This is a genomic window from Novipirellula rosea, assembly GCF_039541335.1.
GTDB classification, from domain to species: Bacteria; Planctomycetota; Planctomycetia; order Pirellulales; family Pirellulaceae; genus Novipirellula; species Novipirellula rosea.
On sequence record NZ_BAABGA010000099.1, the window covers coordinates 73,543 to 96,768 of the forward strand.

At 55.0% G+C, this 23,226-nt stretch carries 18 protein-coding genes; 7 read left to right on the forward strand and 11 right to left on the reverse strand.

Annotated features, from left to right (window positions below; all coding sequences use genetic code 11):
• Nucleotides 1–4 precede the first annotated feature (4 nt).
• The 4 genes from ABD971_RS29780 to ABD971_RS29795 form a co-directional block, all read right to left on the reverse strand.
• Nucleotides 5–1,459 (reverse strand): DUF389 domain-containing protein, encoded by a 1,455-nt coding sequence (locus tag ABD971_RS29780; RefSeq protein WP_345327346.1) that lies wholly within the window; start codon nucleotides 1,457–1,459, stop codon nucleotides 5–7.
• Nucleotides 1,460–1,500: 41 nt separating this feature from the next.
• Entirely contained in the window at nucleotides 1,501–2,790 is a 1,290-nt protein-coding gene (locus tag ABD971_RS29785) for a DUF1552 domain-containing protein (RefSeq protein WP_345327347.1), read from the reverse strand.
• A 61-nt stretch (nucleotides 2,791–2,851) separates the two neighbouring features.
• Nucleotides 2,852–5,311 carry a DUF1592 domain-containing protein gene (locus ABD971_RS29790; protein ID WP_345327348.1) on the reverse strand — a complete coding sequence of 820 codons (2,460 nt, stop codon included), beginning with the start codon at nucleotides 5,309–5,311 and terminating at the stop codon, nucleotides 2,852–2,854.
• A gap of 173 nt (nucleotides 5,312–5,484) precedes the next feature.
• Nucleotides 5,485–6,393 (reverse strand): cation diffusion facilitator family transporter, encoded by a 909-nt coding sequence (locus ABD971_RS29795; RefSeq protein WP_345327349.1) that lies wholly within the window; start codon nucleotides 6,391–6,393, stop codon nucleotides 5,485–5,487.
• A 333-nt stretch (nucleotides 6,394–6,726) separates the two neighbouring features.
• Here ABD971_RS29795 and ABD971_RS29800 point away from each other — a divergent pair, with 333 nt between their 5' ends.
• The 4 genes from ABD971_RS29800 to ABD971_RS29815 all read left to right on the forward strand — a co-directional run bounded on the left by ABD971_RS29800 (nucleotide 6,727) and on the right by ABD971_RS29815 (nucleotide 9,182).
• The gene (locus ABD971_RS29800; RefSeq protein WP_345327350.1) at nucleotides 6,727–7,185 is read left to right on the forward strand and encodes a hypothetical protein; all 459 of its coding nucleotides are present in this window, start codon (nucleotides 6,727–6,729) and stop codon (nucleotides 7,183–7,185) included.
• A gap of 5 nt (nucleotides 7,186–7,190) precedes the next feature.
• Nucleotides 7,191–7,637 carry a TadE/TadG family type IV pilus assembly protein gene (locus ABD971_RS29805; RefSeq protein WP_345327351.1) on the forward strand — a complete coding sequence of 149 codons (447 nt, stop codon included), beginning with the start codon at nucleotides 7,191–7,193 and terminating at the stop codon, nucleotides 7,635–7,637.
• Nucleotides 7,638–7,642: 5 nt separating this feature from the next.
• Nucleotides 7,643–8,701, forward strand: coding sequence for a VWA domain-containing protein (locus ABD971_RS29810; RefSeq protein ID WP_339942620.1), 1,059 nt, complete (start codon nucleotides 7,643–7,645; stop codon nucleotides 8,699–8,701).
• A gap of 88 nt (nucleotides 8,702–8,789) precedes the next feature.
• The gene (locus ABD971_RS29815; protein WP_345327352.1) at nucleotides 8,790–9,182 is read left to right on the forward strand and encodes a TadE/TadG family type IV pilus assembly protein; all 393 of its coding nucleotides are present in this window, start codon (nucleotides 8,790–8,792) and stop codon (nucleotides 9,180–9,182) included.
• Nucleotide 9,183: 1 nt separating this feature from the next.
• Here the strand turns inward: ABD971_RS29815 and ABD971_RS29820 are convergent, their stop codons facing one another.
• The 3 genes from ABD971_RS29820 to ABD971_RS29830 form a co-directional block, all read right to left on the reverse strand.
• Nucleotides 9,184–10,485, reverse strand: coding sequence for a glycosyltransferase family 4 protein (locus ABD971_RS29820; RefSeq protein WP_339942622.1), 1,302 nt, complete (start codon nucleotides 10,483–10,485; stop codon nucleotides 9,184–9,186).
• Nucleotides 10,486–10,668: 183 nt separating this feature from the next.
• On the reverse strand, nucleotides 10,669–11,004 hold the full coding sequence (locus ABD971_RS29825; RefSeq protein WP_339942623.1) for a DciA family protein: 336 nt from the start codon (nucleotides 11,002–11,004) through the stop codon (nucleotides 10,669–10,671).
• A 672-nt stretch (nucleotides 11,005–11,676) separates the two neighbouring features.
• Nucleotides 11,677–11,871, reverse strand: coding sequence for a hypothetical protein (locus ABD971_RS29830; protein WP_345327353.1), 195 nt, complete (start codon nucleotides 11,869–11,871; stop codon nucleotides 11,677–11,679).
• A gap of 14 nt (nucleotides 11,872–11,885) precedes the next feature.
• Between ABD971_RS29830 and ABD971_RS29835 the strand changes: the two genes are divergently transcribed.
• The 3 genes from ABD971_RS29835 to ABD971_RS29845 all read left to right on the forward strand — a co-directional run bounded on the left by ABD971_RS29835 (nucleotide 11,886) and on the right by ABD971_RS29845 (nucleotide 14,899).
• Nucleotides 11,886–12,809 carry a DUF1571 domain-containing protein gene (locus tag ABD971_RS29835; protein ID WP_345327354.1) on the forward strand — a complete coding sequence of 308 codons (924 nt, stop codon included), beginning with the start codon at nucleotides 11,886–11,888 and terminating at the stop codon, nucleotides 12,807–12,809.
• A 270-nt stretch (nucleotides 12,810–13,079) separates the two neighbouring features.
• Entirely contained in the window at nucleotides 13,080–13,601 is a 522-nt protein-coding gene (locus tag ABD971_RS29840) for an ATP-dependent zinc protease family protein (RefSeq protein ID WP_339942626.1), read from the forward strand.
• 71 nt (nucleotides 13,602–13,672) lie between these two features.
• Nucleotides 13,673–14,899: a RimK family alpha-L-glutamate ligase gene (locus ABD971_RS29845; protein ID WP_339942627.1), complete on the forward strand. Its 1,227-nt coding sequence runs from the start codon at nucleotides 13,673–13,675 to the stop codon at nucleotides 14,897–14,899.
• A 77-nt stretch (nucleotides 14,900–14,976) separates the two neighbouring features.
• Here the strand turns inward: ABD971_RS29845 and ABD971_RS29850 are convergent, their stop codons facing one another.
• The 4 genes from ABD971_RS29850 to ABD971_RS29865 form a co-directional block, all read right to left on the reverse strand.
• Nucleotides 14,977–15,882 (reverse strand): transglutaminase family protein, encoded by a 906-nt coding sequence (locus tag ABD971_RS29850; protein ID WP_345327355.1) that lies wholly within the window; start codon nucleotides 15,880–15,882, stop codon nucleotides 14,977–14,979.
• A gap of 104 nt (nucleotides 15,883–15,986) precedes the next feature.
• Complete coding sequence (locus tag ABD971_RS29855) at nucleotides 15,987–18,545, reverse strand: circularly permuted type 2 ATP-grasp protein (RefSeq protein WP_345327356.1); 2,559 nt, start codon at nucleotides 18,543–18,545, stop codon at nucleotides 15,987–15,989.
• Nucleotides 18,546–18,810: 265 nt separating this feature from the next.
• Nucleotides 18,811–22,146: a transglutaminase family protein gene (locus ABD971_RS29860; protein WP_345327357.1), complete on the reverse strand. Its 3,336-nt coding sequence runs from the start codon at nucleotides 22,144–22,146 to the stop codon at nucleotides 18,811–18,813.
• On the reverse strand, nucleotides 22,143–23,093 hold the full coding sequence (locus ABD971_RS29865; RefSeq protein ID WP_339942631.1) for an alpha-E domain-containing protein: 951 nt from the start codon (nucleotides 23,091–23,093) through the stop codon (nucleotides 22,143–22,145). The genes ABD971_RS29860 and ABD971_RS29865 overlap by 4 nt, the downstream gene beginning before the upstream one ends.
• Nucleotides 23,094–23,226: the final 133 nt, after the last annotated feature.

The following is a 23,226-nucleotide window of genomic DNA, read 5'->3' on the forward strand; positions in this document are numbered from 1 at the left end:
ACACTTAGTGGCCGAGTGTCCAGACCAGGACCAGTAGCATCAGCGTGACCAACAGGATCGTCATCCGTCCGGCCCATCGCTGGCCAATCGTGAACGCGCGATCCACTCGCATGCCTCGCGCGTACAGCACAAACGACGACCCAATCATGATCGTCAACACGTTCACCGACACCAGCAACACCGGACCAAAGATCGGCGTCCCTTGGCCGCTCGCCCAGATCGGACTTTCAGCCCCCTGGGTCAGGCGAAAGGCGAGTTGAAGTCCGGCTGTCGAAATCGGCGGCACCAATGCTGCCGCGATCGCGGCACCGGCCAGTGCCGAGGAAAGATGGCTGCGAGTCCGTGCGTAGGACGCCGCCATGCCGCCAACCAACCCGACACAAAAATCGAGTGCTGACGGTTTGCAGCGAGCCCACATCTCGGGCGTGATCTCGGGGGTTTGCAGCAGCACCACGAGACAACCAAACAGAAAACTCGAACTCAATGCCCCAAGAAAACCAATCACAATCGCATTGGATGCCGACTGAAAAAGCGGCCGGTTGCCATGCGTCAGTGCCAAACCCGCGCCCAGAATCGGCGTCATCAAGGGGGCAATCAACATCGCTCCGATAATCACCGCCGCTGAATCTTGCAGCAACCCAAAGGCCGCCAGCATGGCGGATGCCGAGATCAATCCCAAGAATTCCCAGCTCGGCTGCGAACCTTCGGTTAACGACTGGGATAACTCAACGCGTTGCTCTCGCGTTACCGGTTCGGCAACGTGGGTTGCCCAGTACCGCAATCGCGAGGCGAGCGATTCAGAAAACGTCTCCCCTTTGCTGATCAAGGCAATCGACGCCTTGCTCGATTCCTTCAGCAGCGCACGCGCCGCGGCGTACCGTTTTTCGTCGGCGGGTGTCCGGCCGTAAACGATCCAGACCAAATCTCCTGATCCGCAGCGTTCGCCCTCCAGCCGCACGCTTTCCTGTTCCAGCCACTTTGGGACATCGGTATCGCTTGGGGGATCATTTTCCAAAAGCGGCGAATGAGCGGGATGCCCGAGCAATCGCTTCGAGATCCGCTGCGTTTCCGCTTGCGTTGGAACATCAAAATCATAGACACGCGACGATGACGTTGGCGGCGCCCCGTTGATGCGAAGCCACAGCGTTTGGACCGGCGAACGCTCGAACAGGGATCGCTGAAACGGTTCGTCATGTTCATCTTTGACAATCAGAACCAAGGACGACTTCTTGACTCGAATATGATTCAGAACCGAGTCGATATCTTCATCAACGATCTCGATTGTCTTGATTGACGACGACGCCTGCAACGTTTTGCGAGCCTGCTCAGCGAGCGTATTCCGATCCTGGCCCAGCACGACCAATACGATTTCGGCATCGATCGAATCGGCAATTGTCTCGGCCCAAGGAGTCCCCTCGGTCAATTGACGCTGCGAACTCACAAAGAAATAGAGCGACATATTGACGGCGGCTTGCTTGGGAACAACGCGAATCTCGCGGGTTAGCTGGACAACCCGTTCATCGTTCCGGTGCTGGTGGCGAATTGGTCAATTTCCATGCCAAGATTCTGCAACATCGAAACGTACAGGTTTGGCAGAGGGTAATTGTTCTTTCGATCAAACGCGAGGTGTTGCCCATGACGAAACCCACCGCCTGCCAACAGCACGGGCATGTTGCGGTTGTCGTGATTGGACGCGTTGCCCAGATTGCTCGTCAAAAAGACCGTGGTCAAATCCAACAGCGACGTGCCGGAATCATCGGTCTCTTTCAATTCTCGCAAGAACTGGCCCCACTGAGCCACGAACGCTTCTTCGACGATTGCGAGTTGTGACAACTTGTCTTCGTCTTGTCCATGATGGCTTAGCGAGTGATAGCCTTCATCCACCCCTTCGATCGGAAGCACACCACCGCCGCCAGGGATATGGAACGAAATATAGCGAGTCGAATCGGTTTGCAGCGCGAGCTTGATCACTTCGCACATCGTTTTTTGGCGAGCGATCAAATCGTTCGGGTTGCCCACGTCGACCGGCTTCTTGGCATCGACGACCGGCTTGGGAAGGTTGGCCCATCGCTCGGATAATTCCATCCGTTTTTCGAGTTGACGGACGCTCGTGAAATAGGCGTCCAACCGATTACGGTCTCCCGCACCCAGTTGCCGCTCGAGTGATTTCGCATCCTCGCCGACAAGATCCATGATACTGCGACCTTCGCGAACGCGTTGGGCTTGTATCTTTCGCTGCTGCGGTGGATCGTTGATGAACAATTTGGCAAACAAACGCGATGGCGATGATTCCGGTGGAATCATCGATCCATTTTCAGTGTACGAGGGACTTGTCGAGCCACCGTTACTAAGCACAAGCGATGGAAATCGAGTGGCGTCGCCAAAGTGTTTGGCGAGCAACTGATCAATCGAGATCGAGTTCTTTGCCTTGCCCGCAGTCCCCATCGGGGTGGCCGTCAAAATGCTCGCTTCGGCGCGGTGCCCTCCTTTGACTCCCGGATGCGACGTCCCCGAGACCACGGTCAATTGATCCCGCAGATCTTGCAGCGCACGAAGGTAGGGTGTCGCTTGATAGTCGCGACCCCCGGTCTCAGGAAACAAGTTGTCGGCGACCAAGCCTAGTCCAAGCGTCATCGTGACAAGTCGCTTCGGTTTGCTTTCGCCCTTGTCATTGGCAAACGTCGGCTGCATCGCACTTAACCATGGCAACCCCATCGAGATCCCGGCACCACGCAACACGGTGCGGCGGTTCAGGCGAGATTTGAGATTGAAGTAAATGGTTTTCTTCATGGTATATCTGTTCGTTAAATGAAAGGTGCGCTGATGGTATCGGACGGTAGCTCACCGAGATCTACTTCGATAAAAAAATCGGACTCAAAACCACCTCGTTTAAGAGCGACCGCATTCCATAGCGATCGTCGGATGTCGAATCAACAATCTGCTCGACCTGATCACGGTCCGCAAACGCGATCGGAGCACCGGTGCCGTAGACCAGCAATTTTTCAGCAAAGTTACGAGCCAGCATTTTTTGCTCATTCGCGATCAGTTCACGAAATTGGTTAAATCCCTCAAACGGACGACCATCAGCCAAATGGTAACTGGGATCCACTTTGGGGCCTTTGCGATTGCCTTTTCCTGAGATCGCATAATGATCTCGCCATTGCCCGGCCGCATCAAAGCTCTCCAGTGCAAATCCGGGCGGGTCAATTTTGGAGTGACAGCTGGCACATTCGGTATGATTGCGATGCAGTTCCAATTGGTCGCGAATTGTTTTCGCACCACGAATGTCGGGCTCAATCGCAGGGACGCTTTCGGGAGGCGGAGGAACAGGTTGTCCCAAAACACGATCGCAAACCCAAACGCCTCGCAGCACCGGAGACGTGGTCGTGCCATTTGCCGTGACTTTCAAAATCGAACCTTGGGCCAGCAGTCCTCCGCGTGACGAACCTTTATCAAGTTTGACACGCCGAATCGCATCCCCTTCGATTCCATCAATTCCGTAAAAACGTGCCAAGCGACTGTTCACAAAGGTAAAGTCCGAGCGGACAAGTTTGTCGATGCTGGCGTTCTCATTGAGCAGCGTTTCGATATAGCGATGCGTTTCAGCCAACATCGCGTTTTCGACCACCGAGTCGAAACGGGGATACAGTTTGGGATCGGGTTCGGTAAAGTTGATGTCCACCAAATCGAGCCACTGCGATGTGAAATCCGCAACAAATTGTCGCTGACCTTTTCCATCTAACAATCGATCAACCTGGGAAATGAGCACCTCAGGATCGCGAAGTTGTTTTTGCTGAGCCAGCTTGAACAATTCGGCATCAGGCATCGATCCCGTCAAAAAGTAGCTCAGTCGTGATGCGATTGCAAAATCATCCAGCGGAGCTCTTGATGACGTGCTGCTTACCAACTCGGTTGACGTAGGCTCGACCAAGTACATGAATCGGGCCGAGCACAGGATCGCACGATAGCTCGCACGCAACGCTTCGAGTGGATCGCCGTCGTTCCGAAGTCCTTGCGATAGAATCTCGGCGTAAGGCTGCAATTCTGCCTTGGAAACAGGACGCCGGAACGCGCGATGTGCAAAGCGATTCAATTGCTCGCGTAGTTCCGTCTCCGTGACCTCCTTGTCCAACTGCAATCGCTTCGATTTTCTCGTTTTCGAATCCGCCTGCTTGTTGAGCTTTAAGTTTCCCAGCAAATGAGTACGGACCGATTGTCTGTCACCCCCTGGATGAATTTCTTCAATCTCCATTTGGTGGAATGCGACACCCGCAAGATTTTGCGGCGTCCCCTCACCAGCGCCCACTTGGCCTCCGGCGAATCGTCCTTGCTTCAACGTTAAATCGCCAGGACGAATTTCGAACATTTGGCCTTTCGGAATCCACGCTTCGAATGTTCGCTCGATCGGTTCGTCGGTCGCCTCGAAAGCTCCAACCCACGACATCAGCGGCGCCCCCGATGTGCAGAATCCGGTACGCACCGTGCACCAAACGCCATGATCTTTGGGTTTGTTCATTGCCGACGCGGTCACGGTCATTCGGTACCAACCATCTTTCGGTACCGTTGTCGTCTGGATGCGGCCGTAGAAGATCAGCCGGGATGCCCAAACCACCGCTTTTCCATCGAGCATCTCGGGTTCGCGACATCGCCGCTTGGGATTCGTACGTGCAATCTGTTTTGCGTTCAGCGATTTCACAAACGGAGTGCCCTCACCCAAGGCACGATCAAAGGCTTCGTCAAGCGCGGCATCGACAATGTTCAAATGGGATTCGATCTGAAAGTGTGACATCGCTTGGGCCGAGGCAATGTTAGTGAACCCATCAACGCGAGGGTCCTCGGGCGCAAGTGACGCCAACGGGATGTCGATCGAGAACAAATCGTGCAGCGTTCGCTCAAGCTGCAATGTGGTCAATCGCCGCGCTCGCACGCGGCCCAGCTTTGCAAACTCGGTGAGTTGAGTCGAAGTGATCCACTGAGAAGTCGCATCGAGAAATCGCTTGCGGTCGCTGGGCTCCAATTCCTCGGCGTCGCGGGGCGGCATCTCGCCCAATTCAACCCGGTCAAAAACGCGTTGCCATGTCGCCAGCGTTTTCGGATCGGCGAGATCGGACCCCAGTGCGGACGCATCAAATCCGCCTTCGCCCGATTCGTCAGCGTGACAATCGATGCACGAATTTTCGAGCAATTGGGTGGCTGCCACCGGAACACGCGACTTCACAGGATGGTTTTCCGCACTCACACAAAACGGTGCAAGAGCGATCACCATCGCAAGCGTTCGGGCTGAGACACGCGGGATCAAAGGGTTCGGCATTGCGGGAGGGGCAGCAGGCTAGGGTGACATGGGCCGCAGCGATTGCCGGGCTTGGGGGAGGGAGGGGGGGGTGGGGCTGATACCATTTTAATCAACACGTCAAGGATTGTGCGAGTCCTTTTCGCCCTGGATATCGCCGCTTTGCTTGCAAGCAGTGCGTTTTACGCGTTATTTCACAGCGACCCGGCCTCGGCTTGACGGCAATTCGCAGCATCGACACTTGATTCGATTTGGACCGTGGCATGGCTAATTTGAAACTCGTGATCCAAATCGTGAGCGATTTTTTTCAGCAGTGCATCGTTGTTTTCAAGCTGCGGCTTGACCAGATGGGCGGTCAAGGCGATCTCGGTTGTGCTCATGGCCCAGACATGCAGATCGTGGATCGCCGTCACTCCCGGCAGACTCAGTAGATAGGCGTTGACATCATCCAGGTCGATTTTCTTGGGCACCGCCTGCAGCGCGTAATTCATCGATTCACGAAGCAGGTCGGTCGTGGCAAAGAAGATCACCACGGCGATCAACAAACTGGTTGCCGGGTCGATCCAGTTCCACTGGGTATACAGAATCAGGACCCCCGCAATCGCAACCCCCAACGACAACAACGCGTCGGCGGCCATGTGCAGAAACGCGCCACGGATATTCAAATCACCATGCCGACCTTTCATAAACAACAGCGCCGTGATCGTGTTGATCACCACTCCAATCAACGCGACGATAATCACCGTCGGTGCGGCGACCTCGGAGGGTTCTTGAAACCGATGAATCGCTTCCCAAGCGATTCCTCCAATCGCGACCAGCAGAATCAGCGCATTAAATAACGCTGCCAAAATGGTCGTGCTCCGCCAACCGTAGGTGCGTTTGTTACACGGCGGAACCTTCGCCAACGCGTAGCCACCCCAGGCGATCAGCAGCCCTAACACATCCGAAAGATTGTGCCCGGCATCGGCCAAAAGCGCGAGCGAATGGCTGTAGAAACCGTACCCCGCCTCGACCAAGACGAACACCACATTCAGTGCCACGCCGATGGCAAAGGCCGATCCATAATTCTGATTTTCGGTGTGATGGTGGGCGCACTGATGCATCGTCGTTCCTCAACACGGGTGATCACGCGAACAAGAAGGGCTTGCTTGTTGCGACTTTATAGACAAACGGCAAATTTTGATAGCCGTACGGCGGACGTCCAACGTCGATGGCATTGTCTGATCATCTCAGCTCTTCCGGGGGGCACCGCGGCGGACTTATCGCTGCAACCGCTGCAATCCGCATTTCAATGCGGTGGGGTGAGGCAAGTTTGTGCGTGGACGAACCGGATCGCGCAACTCTGACCTACGGTTCCCTATGAGAGCCGATTGCCCTCTCAGAGCCATCTGACGATTCTCGAGTCATTTCACCTATCCATTGTCGCAGACGAGACCATGAGCCAAACCAAATCACGCCGCAGCCGTACGCTTGTTGATCGCGAGGTCCAAGGGGGATTGCTTCGCAAGATCGCGATTCACTGGATCGTTTTCTTCGTATGCAACGCGATTGCCTTGACCATTTGGATTCGCTTGTTCGAGCAACCCGATGCCGATTGGGGGCAAACGTTCGCCGACACGATGCAACGCTTCATGCCATTCTTTGTCATCACGATGGCGCTGATCCCCGCCTTCGTCTGGGACACGCTGAAGCTGACCAACCGATTTGCCGGCCCCATTTTGCGACTTCGAAATGCATTGGCCGACGTCCGTACCGGCCGCCCGGTGGCTCCGCTGCAATTTCGCAACGACGACTTTTGGCAAAACATTGCCGCTGACTTTAATGCGGTGATCGAACGAGTTCCGGCCGTGACGCCAATCGCCAAACCATCTCCGGCCAGCGATTCGGAGGTATAAGAACGATGACAATCACGATCCCCCATGACGTTCCCGCGATCGATCATCCCCGAACCAATCGCACCCGCCGCCGTTCGCGGCGAGCGGTCGCAGCTGCCGAGTTCGCCGTCTGTTTGCCGATCCTTGTGCTGCTGGTGTTCGGTTCAATCGAAGCGAGCAGTTTCATTTTCCTGAAACAAGCACTCAGTGTGGCGGCGTACGAGGGAGCTCGCGAAGCGGCCCTGAGCACTTCGACCGCCAGCGCCGCCGAAGATCGCGCCACCAATATCCTTACTGCACGCAACGTGCGTGGTTTCGCCGTTCGATTTCCTGATCGCAATCCCGAGCAAGCCAAGCGGGGTGAAGAGATCGCGGTCGAAATCGTGGCCCCCACGCAACCGAACAGCCCACTGGCGGGCCAATTCATTGCCAATCGAGACTTAATTGCACGCGTCGTGATGTTGAAAGAATAATGATCATGAACCATCCAAACCCTCAATCTACTTTGCGTCGATCTGATTTGCCTCGCGGTGCATCGCGTCGCCGTGGTGCGATGCTGATTTTGATCGTGATCATGATGGTCGCCTTTATGATGGCGGTCACATTCTCGGTCGACATCGCTCAGATGCATCTGGCCAGAACGGAACTTCGCAGCGCCACCGATGCGGCCGCTAAGGCAGCCGCACTCGAGTTGTCGCAATCGTTTAACGAAGGTCTCGCGATTCGTCGCGGTCAACAGATCGCACTTCGCAACACCGTCAACGGTGATCCCCTGATCGTCGATGCAAGTGATTTTTCGTTCGGGGCCAGCCGCGAAGCGAAATCAGGAAAATTCGAGTTCAGCCCCGGCCAACGCCCCATCAACAGCGTCAAAGTCAACGGCAAACGGACCCACGGTTCGAGTGCCGGTGCCGTTCCGATGTTCTTTGGCAACATGGTTGGGTTTGAATTCTTTGAACCGCAAGCTCTGTCGACAGCAACCTACATCGAACGCGACGTCGTGCTTGTCGTGGACCGCAGCGGATCGATGGCGGGAGACAAGATCGCCGATCTGCGAGACGCCATCAACATCTTTACCAGTACGCTCGAGGGTACCCCCGTCCAAGAGCAAGTCGGTTTGGCATCGTACAACGACAGAGCCCGCGAAGACGTGCAATTGAGCGACGATTTGAATCTGATCACCCGTGCGATGGCGGCGTTGCCGGTCGGTGGATTCACCAGTATTTCACGAGGCATGGATGCAGGTCACGAAATCATGAACCGTAGTCGTGATGCCAAATTTGTTGAAAAAACGATGATTGTGATGACCGATGGAAAGCACAACCGCGGACGTGAACCGCGTGAATCGGCAGACGAAATCGCTCGCGATGGGATCACGATTCACACCATCACGTTTGGTGCTGGCGCCGACACCACGCGAATGCGAGAAGTGGCAACGATTGGTAACGGAAAAACCTTTCACGCCGCCAGCGGTGATGAACTGCGCCAGATCTATCGCGAGATCGCTCTGACGCTGTCCACCATGATGACCGAATAGATTTGAATCCTGAACGAGTGCTTTGAAATCAATGGATCCAAACCTGACACCCCCGCCCACTGTTTTTGGCAAAAAGCCCATGACCCAAATGAACCAACGACGCCAACGACGAGGCGCAGCCTTGGTGGAATTTGCAATCGTCGCCCCGATCTTGTTCCTGTTTTTCTTTGCGGCCTTTGAATTTTGTCGTGCCGCGATGATTCGCCATACCGCTGACAACGCGGTCTACGAAGCTGCACGGACAGGCATGTTGCCGGGAGCGACCGCCGAAGAGACCGAATCCAAAGCTTTGGGGATTCTTAATTCGCTTGGCCTGACCAATGTTCGCGTCCAAGTCACCCCCAAAAAGATCAAACGCGATACACGCGAAGTGACCGTCCGAGTGGAAGTGCCGATGGAGGGCAACAGCTTTGTCCCGATCAAGTACGTCAAAGGCGAAATCAGTCGCGAATTGACGATGCGTCGCGAAGGCATGAAGTAGTTCACGAGACGGAGGTTAGCTCGGTGAACAGTGCCGCCAAACGCCGAGCCGTGATTTCAATCGAATGCTTTTCAAGCACATTCGCCAACCCCGATGCGATTAATTGCTGTCGATGCGAATGATCTTTGGCCAGCAGATCGATGCCGCCAATCAAGGCTTGATGGTCATTCGCGGGAACCACGATGCCGCCACCAGTCGATCCAATCAGTTCACCAAACGCGCCATGGTCGGGCAGCACCACCGGCACTCCCGATGCGATTGCCTCGAGCACAAACAGCCCCTTGGGATCTTCGTATTCCGTCGGCACACACAATAAATCAAGCGTTCGCAAGAATTCAGCTTTCTGCGAGAGCGAGGGGCTGCCGTGATAGGTAAAACGCTCGCTCAAATTCGCGGCGTCGATTCGTTGGCGAAGCGACTCGAGATAGGCGTGATTGTTTTCGCCGAGCCAACCGGCGACCTCCAGCGTCAGACGGGAATGGGATTGCTGCGTCGCCAATTCGATAAATGCATCCACCAGCCGGTGCAGCCCTTTCTCGGGTGCAACCCGCGCCATGTAGCCCAAGCGAAACGTCTCCGCTGCGGACGACGATGTCGGTCGTGGCGAAAAGTGCTGAAGATCAATCGAAAGCGGAATCGTCGTCAATTTTGATGGCGGGATCTCGAGCAGCGATCCCATTTTGTCCGCATAGAAACGGCTGTTGACGACAAACTGATCGACTGATCCCACAAGTTTTCGGCATAGCTGAACCGCCTCGTTCCGCGCCGCATCGGGCAAGTGGTCCAAGAAAATGTCATCGCCTTGTAGCAACACCACGATCTTGGTGTTGGGCAATCGTTTGCGAATCGTCGGTAACGCTCCGCCAATCAATAGATTGCTGAGCACAAGGACATCGGGGTGCATCTCGGTGTCGAGCCAATCGGTCAATCGCCTGACCTCTTCGGCTTGCCGCCCCTCGGTCCCTTTGAGCATCGAAATCGCCAGTGCGGCAAGCTTGGCGGCATCGGTGGACATCGCTCGGCTTGTCGCCATCCGGATCAACGGCGGCCAATCGAGAAATCGCCGTAGCGATGCAGGCACAAACCGAATCCACGGCATCTGTTGCAGCAGATAGATGTGAATGCCACCAAAGAAAACCTCTTCTTCAGCGATGCTGGTTTCATCGGTACGGATCGGCGTGTAAATCGGCTGCAAGACACAGTCGATACCGGACGCTCTCAGTACCCGCGCGGTGGCATTGTCGTGCATACAGCTGCCGCAATACATGCCAGCAGCCCCCGCGGTCAAGAAAACCACTTTCATCGTGACACAAAACTCCCGCGAACTTGGCGGGCCAAACGATGACGGGCCAAACGATGACGGGCCAAACGTTGGTGGGCGCGAGATCGATGCATTGGGCTCAGAAAGGTGGGTGAGTTTTGCGTTGGCGGGTTGTCGCTGATCGCTCCGCGATCAGATCGATGGATCGCCGAGCGATCAGCGACATCAATTGGCTTGGATACGAAACTTCAGTCCTGTGACGTTGGATTGGGGAAGCGTTTTTTGCAGCTTCTTGAGGATCGTTCGCTTTTGAAAGTTCAGCTCTTGCAGGGTGACCGAGTCCGACGCATAGATCTCCAGCACGCCTCGTTTCAAATTGCCAATCCGCACGCTGGATCGTATCTGCTGGTCAATCAGCGCGATCACAGCGTCCTGGATTTCGTTGACCACCGCAACTTGCGCATAGCCACGTCGCGAAATCAATTGGTTCACCAACGAACCAATTTTTCGCACGCGAGGCTTCTCTTCCGGCGCGGTTGTGGTCGCCCTGGACGACTTCATCTTAATTGGGGTGGGCCTTTTCCGAGGCAATCCGTCGGACAATTCTAATGTTCCTTTGCAACGAGATTTTCGGCGAGAGCCTGCGCAGAACAGACAAAAACCGAGGTTTGGGAACTGACCCCCTGCTTCGAAGCTGCTGACGTCGTTGGCTTCTGACGTCGTTGGGCCATGCCACTGGACCGAAGCAACCGCCCAGCGGCGATGTCAGTATTGCTTAATCGAGTCCATCAGTACAGATCGCCATCGGATCGAGTTCATGCGGATCGGGCTCACAGAAACGCCTCTGAGGCGAAAAACACGGGGAAAGTTACGGGGAAAGCTCCAGAGAAACCTCATTTTGCTGCGACACCGCCGGGGCGTCCCTAATCGAAAGCGGACCCTATTTCCGTTGTCCCCCGGCGGATGGAGATCCGTTTCTTCCTGAGTCGACTCGCGCTGGATAGTCCGGGCAGCTGCGAAACGTGAGCAATTTCGATCTGTTTCTTGTCCGTAATGGGCGCGCTGTTTGCGGTCAGTCGCTGCGGCAGCGGCACTGACGCTGTTAATCGGATCCGCCACGTCATCCCTCGCGGTTGATGGGGCAAGAAACCCGAAACGATGGCAATTAAATTGATGCGAAATCTGCCACTGCGTCTAACGAACACGCGGTAGACGAGTCGGCGGAACTCGGCGTCATTGCCGGATCGTGCCCTGGCGAAGGTCGTTGATTGCATCGATTGAGGTGCAAGGATTGTATTTTGGTTGGTTCGCCGCATTCGCGACGAACCAACTGTTGTGATGAAGAACCGGCAAGGGCATCGCCGCGAGTTGCCCTTGCGAGACGCGACTGCCTTGTTTTGCTACCACTTGAATTTGCTGTTCTTTCAACTTGGAAATTGACCATGAAACGAGATTATCTGCTTGCTGTGCCACTGGTCGCCGTACTGTTCATCCCCGCATCGACTCGCTTGATTGCGGACGAAATTCTAGCCTCTGCTAACACCGCAGATCGCGTGAGCTCACCGCGACTCAGCGACGAAGAGGCGTCGCTGCGACTCTCTCCCGACTCGCTGATCCCCGAAACCAAGAAACTCACCGCACATCAACAGGAACTCAAAAGGCTCGTTAAACAAGCTCAAGCGAGTTTGGATCGATGCCGCCAACAGGTCCAGGACTACACCTGCACATTTTTGGCACAGGAGCGTGTCGACGGCCGACTCGGGCCGACAAAACGCTGCCAAGCCAAAGTGCGGCATACCTACCCCGAAGACGAAAATGACGATGTGTCCACAAACATCTACATTAAATTTCAATCGCCTAAATCGATCCATGGACGCGAAGTGCTATGGGACAGCCACGCCAACGATGGACGAATGCTAGTGCGCAAAGGGGGCAAGGTTCTCGGGTTCATGACCGCGATGATTGAGCCTGCAAGCATGTTAGCGATGCAAGGCAACCGGTACCCCATTCACGAATTTGGCATCCGACGACTGCTCGAGCGTTTAGTCGACGTGGGTAATGCCGAGTTATCGGTCGAACACGTGCTTGTGCAAAGCCGCCCGAACGTCGAAATCAACGGACGCAAATGCCAGTACTTCGAAGTCGTGCATCCGGTTCGCCAAGAGCACCTGCCGTTTCACATCGCCAAGGTTTATGTCGACAACGAATTACGATTGCCGATCCTGTTCGAAGCATTCGATTGGCCCGAAGGCGAATCGGAAGACCCCGTTTTAATGGAACGGTATCTGTACTGTGACCTGAAACTGAATGTGGGATTGACCGATGCTGATTTCGACAAATCCAACCCCGAATACCAATTTCACTAACGCGGTCGCGGCCGTGATCACGTTTTCCTTCTTTCGTGACATGCCCCATACGACATGACGCCATACAAAATGGTCTCATGCGATGAAGTGATCGATGCCGTTGGCTCCGAACCTGCGAAGATCCAACCGATTTGATTTGTGGAAAGTTGCCGTCTAGACATCGCGACGCCGGGATGGTTAATCTCTGGATATTCGAAAGTTTCTGACTTCCGGTGCTGTTCCGAAGACCCCCAAAACCACGTCCGCCATGGCGAATCGGGATCGATAGTTTTGACATTTCCGACAGATTCAGACGACGTTTTCGACGACCAACCTGCTCCGCCCGACCCCAGTGACACGAAGGACCAGTGGATTATCGGGTGGCGTGAATGGGTTTCTTTGCCGAGTTTAGGAATCCGCCACATCAAGGCGAAAATCGATACCGGTGCAAGATCGTCAAGTTTGCATGCTTTGAATATCGAAACATTTGATGCAGGTGGCATCGATATGGTTCGATTTGATGTTCAACCTCACCAACGTTCGGACGCCAAAACGATCGTCTGCGAAGCTCCGGTTCACGATATTCGCAGCGTCCGCAGCTCAAGCGGGCAAGCTTCCAAACGGATCTTTATCTTGACCGAAGTCCACTGGCTCGATACCACGTGGCAAGTCGAACTGACGCTTGCCAACCGCAACAAAATGGGGTTCCGCATGTTGATGGGACGCGAAGCCATTCGCGGACGCATGCTTGTCGATCCTGGCCAATCTTACTTTGGCGGACGCCCCAAAAAGAAAAAAAGAAAACACTGGTGAATCGTCACCAGCGACCTACGGACCGCCAAATTACCTAGCCCTCTAATAACCTTTGCCTTGAGACCCTTTTTATGAAGTTGGCGATCCTTTCATGCAGCCCGAACTGCTACAGCACGCGGCGTCTAAAAGAGGCGGCACTGTCGCGCGGCCATGAAGCCAAGGTGCTCAATACGCTCCGCTTTTCGATCGATCTGAAGCAGGGCGAACCCGATCTGTATTTTCGTTCCAAACTGCTCAGCGACTATGACGCGGTCATCCCCCGGATCGGTTCGTCGATCTCGTTTTATGGCACTGCCGTGGTTCGCCAGTTCGAGCAAATGGATGTGTTCACGACCAACAGCTCGGCCGGGATCACCAACGCACGCGACAAACTGCGTTGTCTACAAATCCTGAGTCGCCATCATATCGGGATCCCTGAAACCGCCTTCGTTCGCGAAAAGCGAGACGTGTTGCCTGCGATCGAGCGAGTCGGTGGCGTGCCGATCATCATCAAACTGCTCGAAGGCACCCAGGGCGTCGGCGTCATTTTGGCCGAGTCGGTCAAGACCGCCGAAGCGATCATCGAAACGCTGCAAAGCACCCGGCAAAACGTGTTGGTGCAAAAATTTGTTGCCGAAAGTCGTGGCCGCGATATCCGTGCATTTGTCGTCGGCGATCGCGTCGTTGCCGCAATGCGGCGTGTGGCGCAGGGACAAGAGTTTCGTAGCAACGTGCATCGCGGCGGTCGCACCGAACTTGTCGAACTCGATGAAACGTATTGCGAAACCGCAGTCCGCTGTGCCCAAATCATGGGACTTCGCGTTGCTGGCGTCGATATGCTCGAGGGCAGCGATGGCCCGCAAGTGATGGAAGTCAATTCGTCACCGGGGCTCGAAGGCATCGAATCCTGTACCCAACTTGATATCGCCGGCGCCATCATCGACTACGTTTCGGCCCAAGTCGACTTTGCCGAAATCGACGTTCGCCAACGCTTGACCGTCAGCCGAGGCTATGGAGTGACCGAGATCCATGTCCCCGAAGGCTCGGAGTTCTGCGGCAAAACGATTGATCAATCGGGACTTCCCGAACAGGACATCAACGTGTTGACGCTCTACCGTGGCACCAGCGTGATCCCGAATCCTCGGCTGAAACGGACGCTCGAACCGGGCGACCGCTTGCTGTGCTTTGGAAAACTCGAAGCGATGCGGACGATGATTCCCGACAAGACGCGTCGCAAACGCCGCCCCAAGGTCAAACAGCTGGCGACCGAGATCTCGGGTTCAACGCCTTCGAATCCGCAAGACCGCGATTTCAATTAGACCGATTGTCCCGTCGAAAGTCTTGACGACTTGTTGATTTAGTGAGCCGCGACGCGTCAGCGGCCGGGTCCCACGCGTTAACCGGTGCCTTGAATCGGTTCGACATCGACGCTGACCTTTAGCGCGGTTTGACCGCCGCCCAAAATCACGCCTCGCATCGGGCTGACGTCACCGTAGTCGCGGCCGATGCATATCGGAATATGATCGGTCGTGCATTGGCAAGCGTTGGTGGGATCAAAGTCGATCCAATCTAAATCGGAACCACAATAGACGCTGATCCAGGCATGCGATTCGTCCGCTCCGATCTTGCGAACTTCTCCAGGCGGCGGAATGGTTCGCAAATAACCGCTGACGTAACGTGCCGGCAATCCAATCGAACGCAAGCAGGCGATTTGGATATGGGCGAAGTCTTGGCAAACGCCGGCTCGTAGGGCAAACGCATCGGCGGTCGGCGTGTTGACTTGGGTGGCACAGGTGTCATAGCGAAAATCGTGATGAATTCGCTTGGTCAAATCCAAAGTCGCCTCGACAATCCCGCGTCCCTCGCTGAACGAGATGCGAGCGTAGTCCGCGTACTTGGTGTCTTTCTGAACACGCGGTGAATCAAAACAAAACTCGTCGACATAACGGCCTGAACGACTCAGCCGAATCTGTCCCGGTTCCCCCACGATTGTGTTCCACGAGATCGCATCCGAAACGCTAGCAAGTGACGGTGGATCGATGGTGACTTCGCTGGTGGCAACCGCCGTCAACTCTTTGTGCAGCGTTTCGATGGCAAACGAGTAGACACAATTGCCAAAATAATCGGTGTGCTCGGTGACCGTCTTGGGTTCGGGTGAGATCGTGATTCCTGAATGATGGCATGTCACCCCAGGCCGCGTGCTCGGTTGCATCCGCAATTGATTTTGGCAAACCGCTACCGAATCGCTGTAGCGATAGTGAGTTCGATGCGTGATGCGATAACGAATGGATGCTGCAGGCACAATTCAAAGCCATTAGGTCATGGACGACACGGATTCACCATTGTCACGGAATTCCGTTTTCTTTCGCAAGTGGTCCATTTCCAGAACCCCTTGTTGGGATGGATTTAATCAAGCTCCGGCGCGCCGACTCCGGTTAGAATTTGCGTTGTCCCGGTGTGGATCAGGTAGCGTGCCGCGATAGCGTCGGACAGACTCGGTAATCCACGAATCAACTGCTCGAGCAATCGTTCCAGGTGAGGTCGATTTTTATTTCCACTCACTTCGCTTAACTGAACGGGATCTGCCATTCGCAACAGGTGTAACATCCGGCTGGCAACCTTCTCATCCGCCCCCAAACCGACAATTTTTGCACCGGTCGGCAATTGGCTAATCAACGCTGCAATCTCATGCAGCTGAAAACTTAACGATCGAGGATTCGTTTCGTCGGTCACTAACAAATCAATCGTCGGTGCGGGACGAACCAAGTTCAAGTATCGCGAGCGATAAGTCATCATACTGTCCAGCGCATCCAATACCCCTTCGCAAACCGAGGTCTCGTTGCCGACCGGATTGACCAACGTGGCGTCAAGCAGTTCGGCGGTCTGATCCGCACGTTCAATGCGTCGTCCAAGCTGCAAGAATCGCCAAGCGTGCGTCCGAGTGGTACTTTCGCTGGCGACACCGGCAAAGGCCAGTAGATCGGTGATCAGCAGATTCAAACGCTCGATCACTCGCCCCATATTTTCGCCGGGGTGCAATGTTTTTTCCATGGTATCGCTGCCGATACGTTGGATGATTCGATAAGCGTCGATGGAAATCCGATCGCGAACGGCACTCGCATTCATCACGATCGAGCGGATCGTCGCTTGCAGCCCGCGCGGCTGATTGCGATCCATGATCGAACTGGGCAGCATGTCTTCGACGCGAGGCAAGTTTCCATCAAGTCCCGTGACCGCATAGCCCGGTTCGATTTGCCCGATTGCCGCCAGCGCGGCTAACAAGCGAGGAATCTCGGGCATATCGCGAAGCTCGTTTTCCCCCGCCAGGCGAACGATCGTCGTCCGCAGCAACCGCGTGATCGCTTCCGCACGCTCGGCATAACGACCAAGCCAAAACAGATGTTCCGCCACACGACTGGGCAGCTCATCACCACTTCGCTTGAGAACAATTTTGGCATCCGCAGGTGGCAACAGCGTCGTTTCGGTATCGATCGGCTGGGTGCTCGAGACCCAACAATCCATCGTCAAGTGACCGCTGGCGTGCGAACGATCAAGTTCCTGTTCTCGCGGGCTGACACGCGCAAGTGCCCCTGGCAAAACCTCGACCCCCTCGGCCGTCTGCAATTGAAAACAACGTAGCGCCAAGAACCACGGCTCGAGTTGACCGTCGGTCCAAACCGGCGTCGTGCTATGCGCCAATTTCTGTTGAGCCACGAATTCGCGTGGTTTGTCCTTGATCGCCGCTACCAATTCGTCACGTGCCGAGCTGGACAAAGTCGACGGAGCCACGGGTGGCACCCCCGACACGACAAACGCCGGGCGGATCACTAACGAATCAAGATTGCTAAGCACATAATCACACTCTTTTTTGCCACCACACCAATAGGTGGCCACATTCGGCAAACTCAACGGTTCACCCAACAACAATTGACTGGCCGCCGGCAGAAACGGCAGCAGCGCCGGCGTTTGTGCCATCACGCTGCCGATCGAGTTGACGACCGCGACATTTTTTTCACGTACCGATCGCAACAACCCCGTCACGCCTTCGATCGAATCGGGGTCCAGTTCCAACGGATCACACTTGCGATCGGACACATGACGCCAAAGCACCTCGATCGGCAACAAACCGCCCAACGTCTTCAGATTCAACTGGCCACCTCGCGCGGCCAAGTCGGTGCCTTCGACCAACGTCAAACCGAGATAGCGAGCCAAGTAGGCGTCTTCAAACTCACGATAACTGTCATGCCCCGGCGTCAACAATGCGACTCGCGGGTTATCTCGCATTCGTGGAGCGAGCGAACGAAGATGATTCCGTAGCGAATCAAAAAAGGAAGCGAGCCGCCGCGTGTTGCACTGGCGAACCACCTGCGGGAACACACGCGTGGTGACAATGCGGTTTTCGAGCAAATAGCCCAGCCCGCTCGGTGCTCGAGTGCGATCGCTCGTCACCCACCATGTGCCATCAGTGGCTCGCGCGATATCGGTGGCGGTAATATGCAACCGTTTGCCACCACAGCTAGGCATCTGGTGATACGCCCGCTGAAAATAAGGATTCGCCCACAGCACATCCGGCGGAACAATCTTCTCCTTGACCAAACGCTGCTCGCCGAGCAGATCCTCCAGAACCGCTTCCAACAGCAACGTTCGCTGAGCAAGCCCGGCTTCGAGTTTGGCCCAGGAAGCGGAATCGATCACCAGCGGAATCGAGGACAGTCGCCACGGACGCACGAGCCGCCCCTCTTCGCTATCGACATTAAACGTGGTTCCGTTTTCGTGAACCAGTTCGTCGATCGTCGCGACCCGCTCGTTCATTCCCTGGTTGCCCAGCGACTGCAGATAATTGGCGACAGGCTGCCAATGGGGACGCAGCTTCCCCCCTGGCGTTTTGCATTCGTCAAAACGGTCTGGCGTGGCGGCGTATTCGCCGAGTGAGGGTGTCGAGGCAACGGGCGATGTCAAAACCATCAGACTCGCAGGTAGGAGCAAGAAGCATACAGCGGCGTGGGCCTTTCCAGCGAAAAGCGGGCCGCCGATAAGTTGCCAGTCTATATCAAGGGATGACTGTCGTCATTCGGTCGATTTGCAACTCAGACTTGTTGAAATCCAGCATTTTTTGGCATCCCATCGCCGACCTTGGTCGATTCGGCCTCCATTGACGATGAATTGGCCTCTAATGCTTCACAGCATTGCCCTACTAGCTTTGGGGGTTAGACAACATTGATGGCCATGCCTAGCTGCGAACATGACGCCGCAAATCGAGCGTGATCGGATATTCACATCGGTTCGCCAATGGGGGGAGATCCGCGATATCAAACTTTTCACCGCTCATCGTTGCACGTTCAAACTGAGCCGCCCGTCTCGATTCGGCTTCGCTCGCATTGATCGGGAACCGTTCATGGCTGCGTCCCGCCGGATGCACCGCATGGTAACGACATCCGCCAATCGATTGACGATTGCGAAGATCGACGATATCGAATTTTAGAGGCGTGTGAATACCAATCGTCGGATGTAAACACCGCGGCGGTTGCCAAGCACGATATTTAACGCCCGCAACATATTGGTTCTGGACCCCGGTCGGATGCATCGGTACACGGACCTGATTGCACAATACCGCATAGCGAGCCGAGTCCATTCCGTCGACAAGTATCTCGAGTCGCTCGAGTGACGAATCGACATAGCGAGCCGTCCCGCCCGATCCCGGTTCTTCGCCCATCACATACCACGGCTCGATCCCACTTCGCAGCCGCAATTGGACGCCTTGATGGGTGACTTCGCCGATCTTTGGAAAACGGAATTCGTGTTGCGGTGCAAACCATTCCGAACGCAACGTGGCACCGCGGCGATTCAGATCGTCGATCAAATCACAAAGATCTTGCCAGACGAAATGAGGCAACATAAAGCGATCGTACAGCGTGGTTTGCCAACGTGACATTGGCTCTTGATACGGTTTTTCCCAGAATACGGCAATCGCAGCACGAATCAATAACTGTTGAGCGAGGTTCATTCGCGGGTTCGGTGGCATCTCGAATCCACGCAGCTCGACAAGCCCAAGTCGGCCGGTCGACGAGTCCGGCGAATAAAGTTTGTCTATGCAAATCTCGGTGCGATGCGTGTTGCCGGTCAAATCGACCAACAGATCGCGGAACAAACGATCAACCAACCATGGCGGTTGATTCTCGCCAAGCGTGTTAAGTTGGCTCAGCGCAATCTCCATCTCGTAGACCGCGTCGACACGTGCTTCGTCCATCCGCGGCGCTTGGCTGGTCGGGCCAATAAAACGACCGCTAAACAAATACGAAAGTGCAGGATGGTTATTCCAAAACCGAATCATGCTGGCCAACAAATCCGGTCGCCGAATAAACGGACTTTCCGGCGGCGTCGATCCACCAAGCACGATATGGCTTCCTCCACCCGTGCCAGTGTGACGTCCGTCAAGGTCAAATTTTTCGGCGCCAAGTCGACTCTGTTTCGCTTCCTCGTACAGTGTCTCGGTTAGATGCACCAACGATTCCCACGAATCAGTCGGCTGAGTGTTGATCTCGATCACCCCCGGATCCGGCGTCACTTTGAAATACTCGATGCGGTCATCAGGCGGTGGCAGATAGCCCTCCAAGATCACCGGAACATCCAATTTCACACAGGTCTGTTCAATCGCCGATACGAGGTCAAGGTAATCTTCGAGTCGCTGTGTCGGAGGCATAAAGACATGCAACCGCCCAAACCGACACTCCACACACAGCGCTGTGCTGATCACATCGTCGCTGGTCGGCAAATCGTCGGGATCCTCTTCGTCGAGCGTCTGCTCGTTAACCGGGAGCGTCGCCAATTCTTCACCGCCGAGAATAACCGATTCGTTTCCTTTTCCTAACGGTGGCAACGGAGGATGTGCCGCGAACGGATCCGCAGGCGTCGTATGAAATACCGCACTGGAACTTGTACCACTGGGTAACGATTCAAGCGGCAAACGCAGTCCAATCGGTGAATCGCCAGGAATCAGATACAGTTTTTCGGCGCGGACCGGCCATCGCCCGCTGATCCATCCCGGATTGGCTTGCCACCAAGCCCGCCGCAACGGCAACACACACCCCACCGGCTTACTGAGCCCCTGGGTGAACGTACGCATCATCATCGCGCGTTCGTTGGGATCGTCCAATTTCGAGTCTGTCGGGTCGACATCCACCGGCAAGCGATTTTCTCGCCACAAGTAGTGAAACACGTCTTCGTAAACCGGGAACGACATCTTGGCATTGATACCCAGCTCGGACGCCAAGATTTGCACAAATCGACTCGCGTCGTCGGCGGTTAATCCGTAATCCTTACCTTCATCGGCGATGTATTGCGGATCATTCCAGACGGGCTGTCCATCACGTCGCCACATACACGTCAATGCCCAACGCGGCAGCGATTCGCCGGGGTACCACTTGCCTTGGCCATAATGCAACAAACCGCCCGGAGCAAACTGGTCGCGAAGCCGCAGCAGCAACACGTTGCTGAGCACCCGCTTCTCTTCGCCGACCGCATCGGTGTTCCACTGAGGGTCTTCCATATTGTCGATGGAAACAAACGTCGGTTCGCCGCCCATCGTCAAACGCACATCATTTTTCCGCAACCGCTCGTCGATTTCTTGACCGCTTTGCAGAATTTCGGACCACTGTTTTTCCGAGTAAGGCTTGGTGACACGAGGATCTTCGTAGATCCGCGACACGGTCATCGTATGCTCGAATTCGACCTCACACGCCTCGTGACCGCCCGTGATCGGTGCAGCACCGGTGTAAGACGGTGTACAGGCAAGCGGAATGTGGCCTTCGCCCGCGAACAGACCGCTGGTGGGGTCAAGTCCGACCCAGCCCGCTCCGGGCAAGAAGACTTCGGTCCAGGCATGCAGGTCACAAAAATCGGCGATCGGTCCCGCAGGCCCTTCCAACGGTTTTTCGTCTGCGGTCAATTGGATCAGGTATCCCGAGACAAACCGCGCCGCCAATCCCAATTGGCGAAACGTTTCGACCAGCAACCAAGCCGAATCACGACACGAACCGCTGCCCAACTTCAACGTTTGTTCAGGCGTTTGCACGCCCGGTTCCATTCGCACCAAGTACTTGACTCGCTGCTGGGTCAAGCGATTGATCTCGACTAAAAAGTCATTGATGGACGTTGTCACCTTGGGTAGCGACGCAACCCACTCGTCAAACCTCTTCGTCCCAACCGGCTTCGTCAGATACGGCGCAAGTTGCTGTTTGACGTCGGCGTCATAATCAAATGGCCAATTTTCCGCATACGATTCGACAAAGAAGTCAAACGGGTTGATGACCGTCATGTCCGCGGTCAAATCGACCGTCACACAAAGTTCTTTCGTCGGTTTTTGAAAGACAAAGCGGGCAATCGGATTGGCAAACGGATCTTGTTGCCAATTGACAAAATGATCCCTCGGTTCGACTTTTAGGTTGTACGCATCAATCTTCGTCCGCCCATGATACGCTGGGCGAAGCCGCACCAATTGAGGCCCCAAATGAATCGCACGCGAATACAGGTAGCGTGTTTGGTGATGCAGTGCGACACGAATGGTCATGGAGCCGTCGATATATTGAAATAGTCTTGATTTAGCGAGCTACCGATTTGGTTTAGCTCTTGCTGCAAATTGTCGATAAATTGATGCATCCCACCGGCCAACACCTCTTTCACATTGGTCGAGGACATCCGATGCCGCAGCGCCGCCATCTGCTTCTTCGCCGTGCCCGATGACGCGGAATTCGAAACCTCTTGAATCGCATCCAACGATGCATCGGCACCCGCGACGCAGGACAAAATTGAACGCGGAAAGGTACGATGGAACAAGAAAAAGCTGACCACTTTCTCGATGTCCATCAAATGGTGTTCGCGGCGATACGTTTCAAATCCACTGATCGCCAACAACAGCGCCGACCACTGCAAATCATCCACAGCGGTCCCCACATCATCGACGCGAGGCAACAAATTAAAGTATTTGACATCCAAAATTCGCGACGTCTTGTCGGCACGTTCGATCAGTCGACCGAGGTTGGCAAAATGCCATCCGGTGTCATGCGCCATCGTGCTGTCGAGCACTCCGGACCAAAACAAAGCATGTTGCCGCACCACATCAAAGAACTCGGCCGTCGGATCAGTAATCGTCTCGGCCACCGAATCGTTCACGAAGTGATAGAACTCGTTGATCTGCAGGAATGCTTCAGACGACAATCCCTCGCGAACACTTTTCGCGTTTTCGCGTGCACACCGTAGCGATGTCAGCATCGAACTATGGTATTCGGTATCAAACGCTAGAAATTGGACGACGTTTTGCGCATTGGCCTCGCCATACTTCTTTGCAAACCATTCATTGTCTCCGGTGACCTGCACAAGCGGTTCCCAGGGATCGACCAAATTCTCGGGTTGATCCAGCACGATCCCAAGCGTGATCTCCAGAAACCGGGCAAGATTCTCCGCTCGTTCTACCTGGCGGCTCATCCAATAGATTGATTCAGCAACACGAGAAAGCATGGGAGTATTGTGTCAGAAGAAAAAGGAAGTTGAATGAATGACGAGGGGCAGGATTACCAAGTGATTCGCCAAAATAACACGCTCCGCCGCCTGCTCGCGCGCGAGACGAAACGGCGATAAAATACAGGCCGCT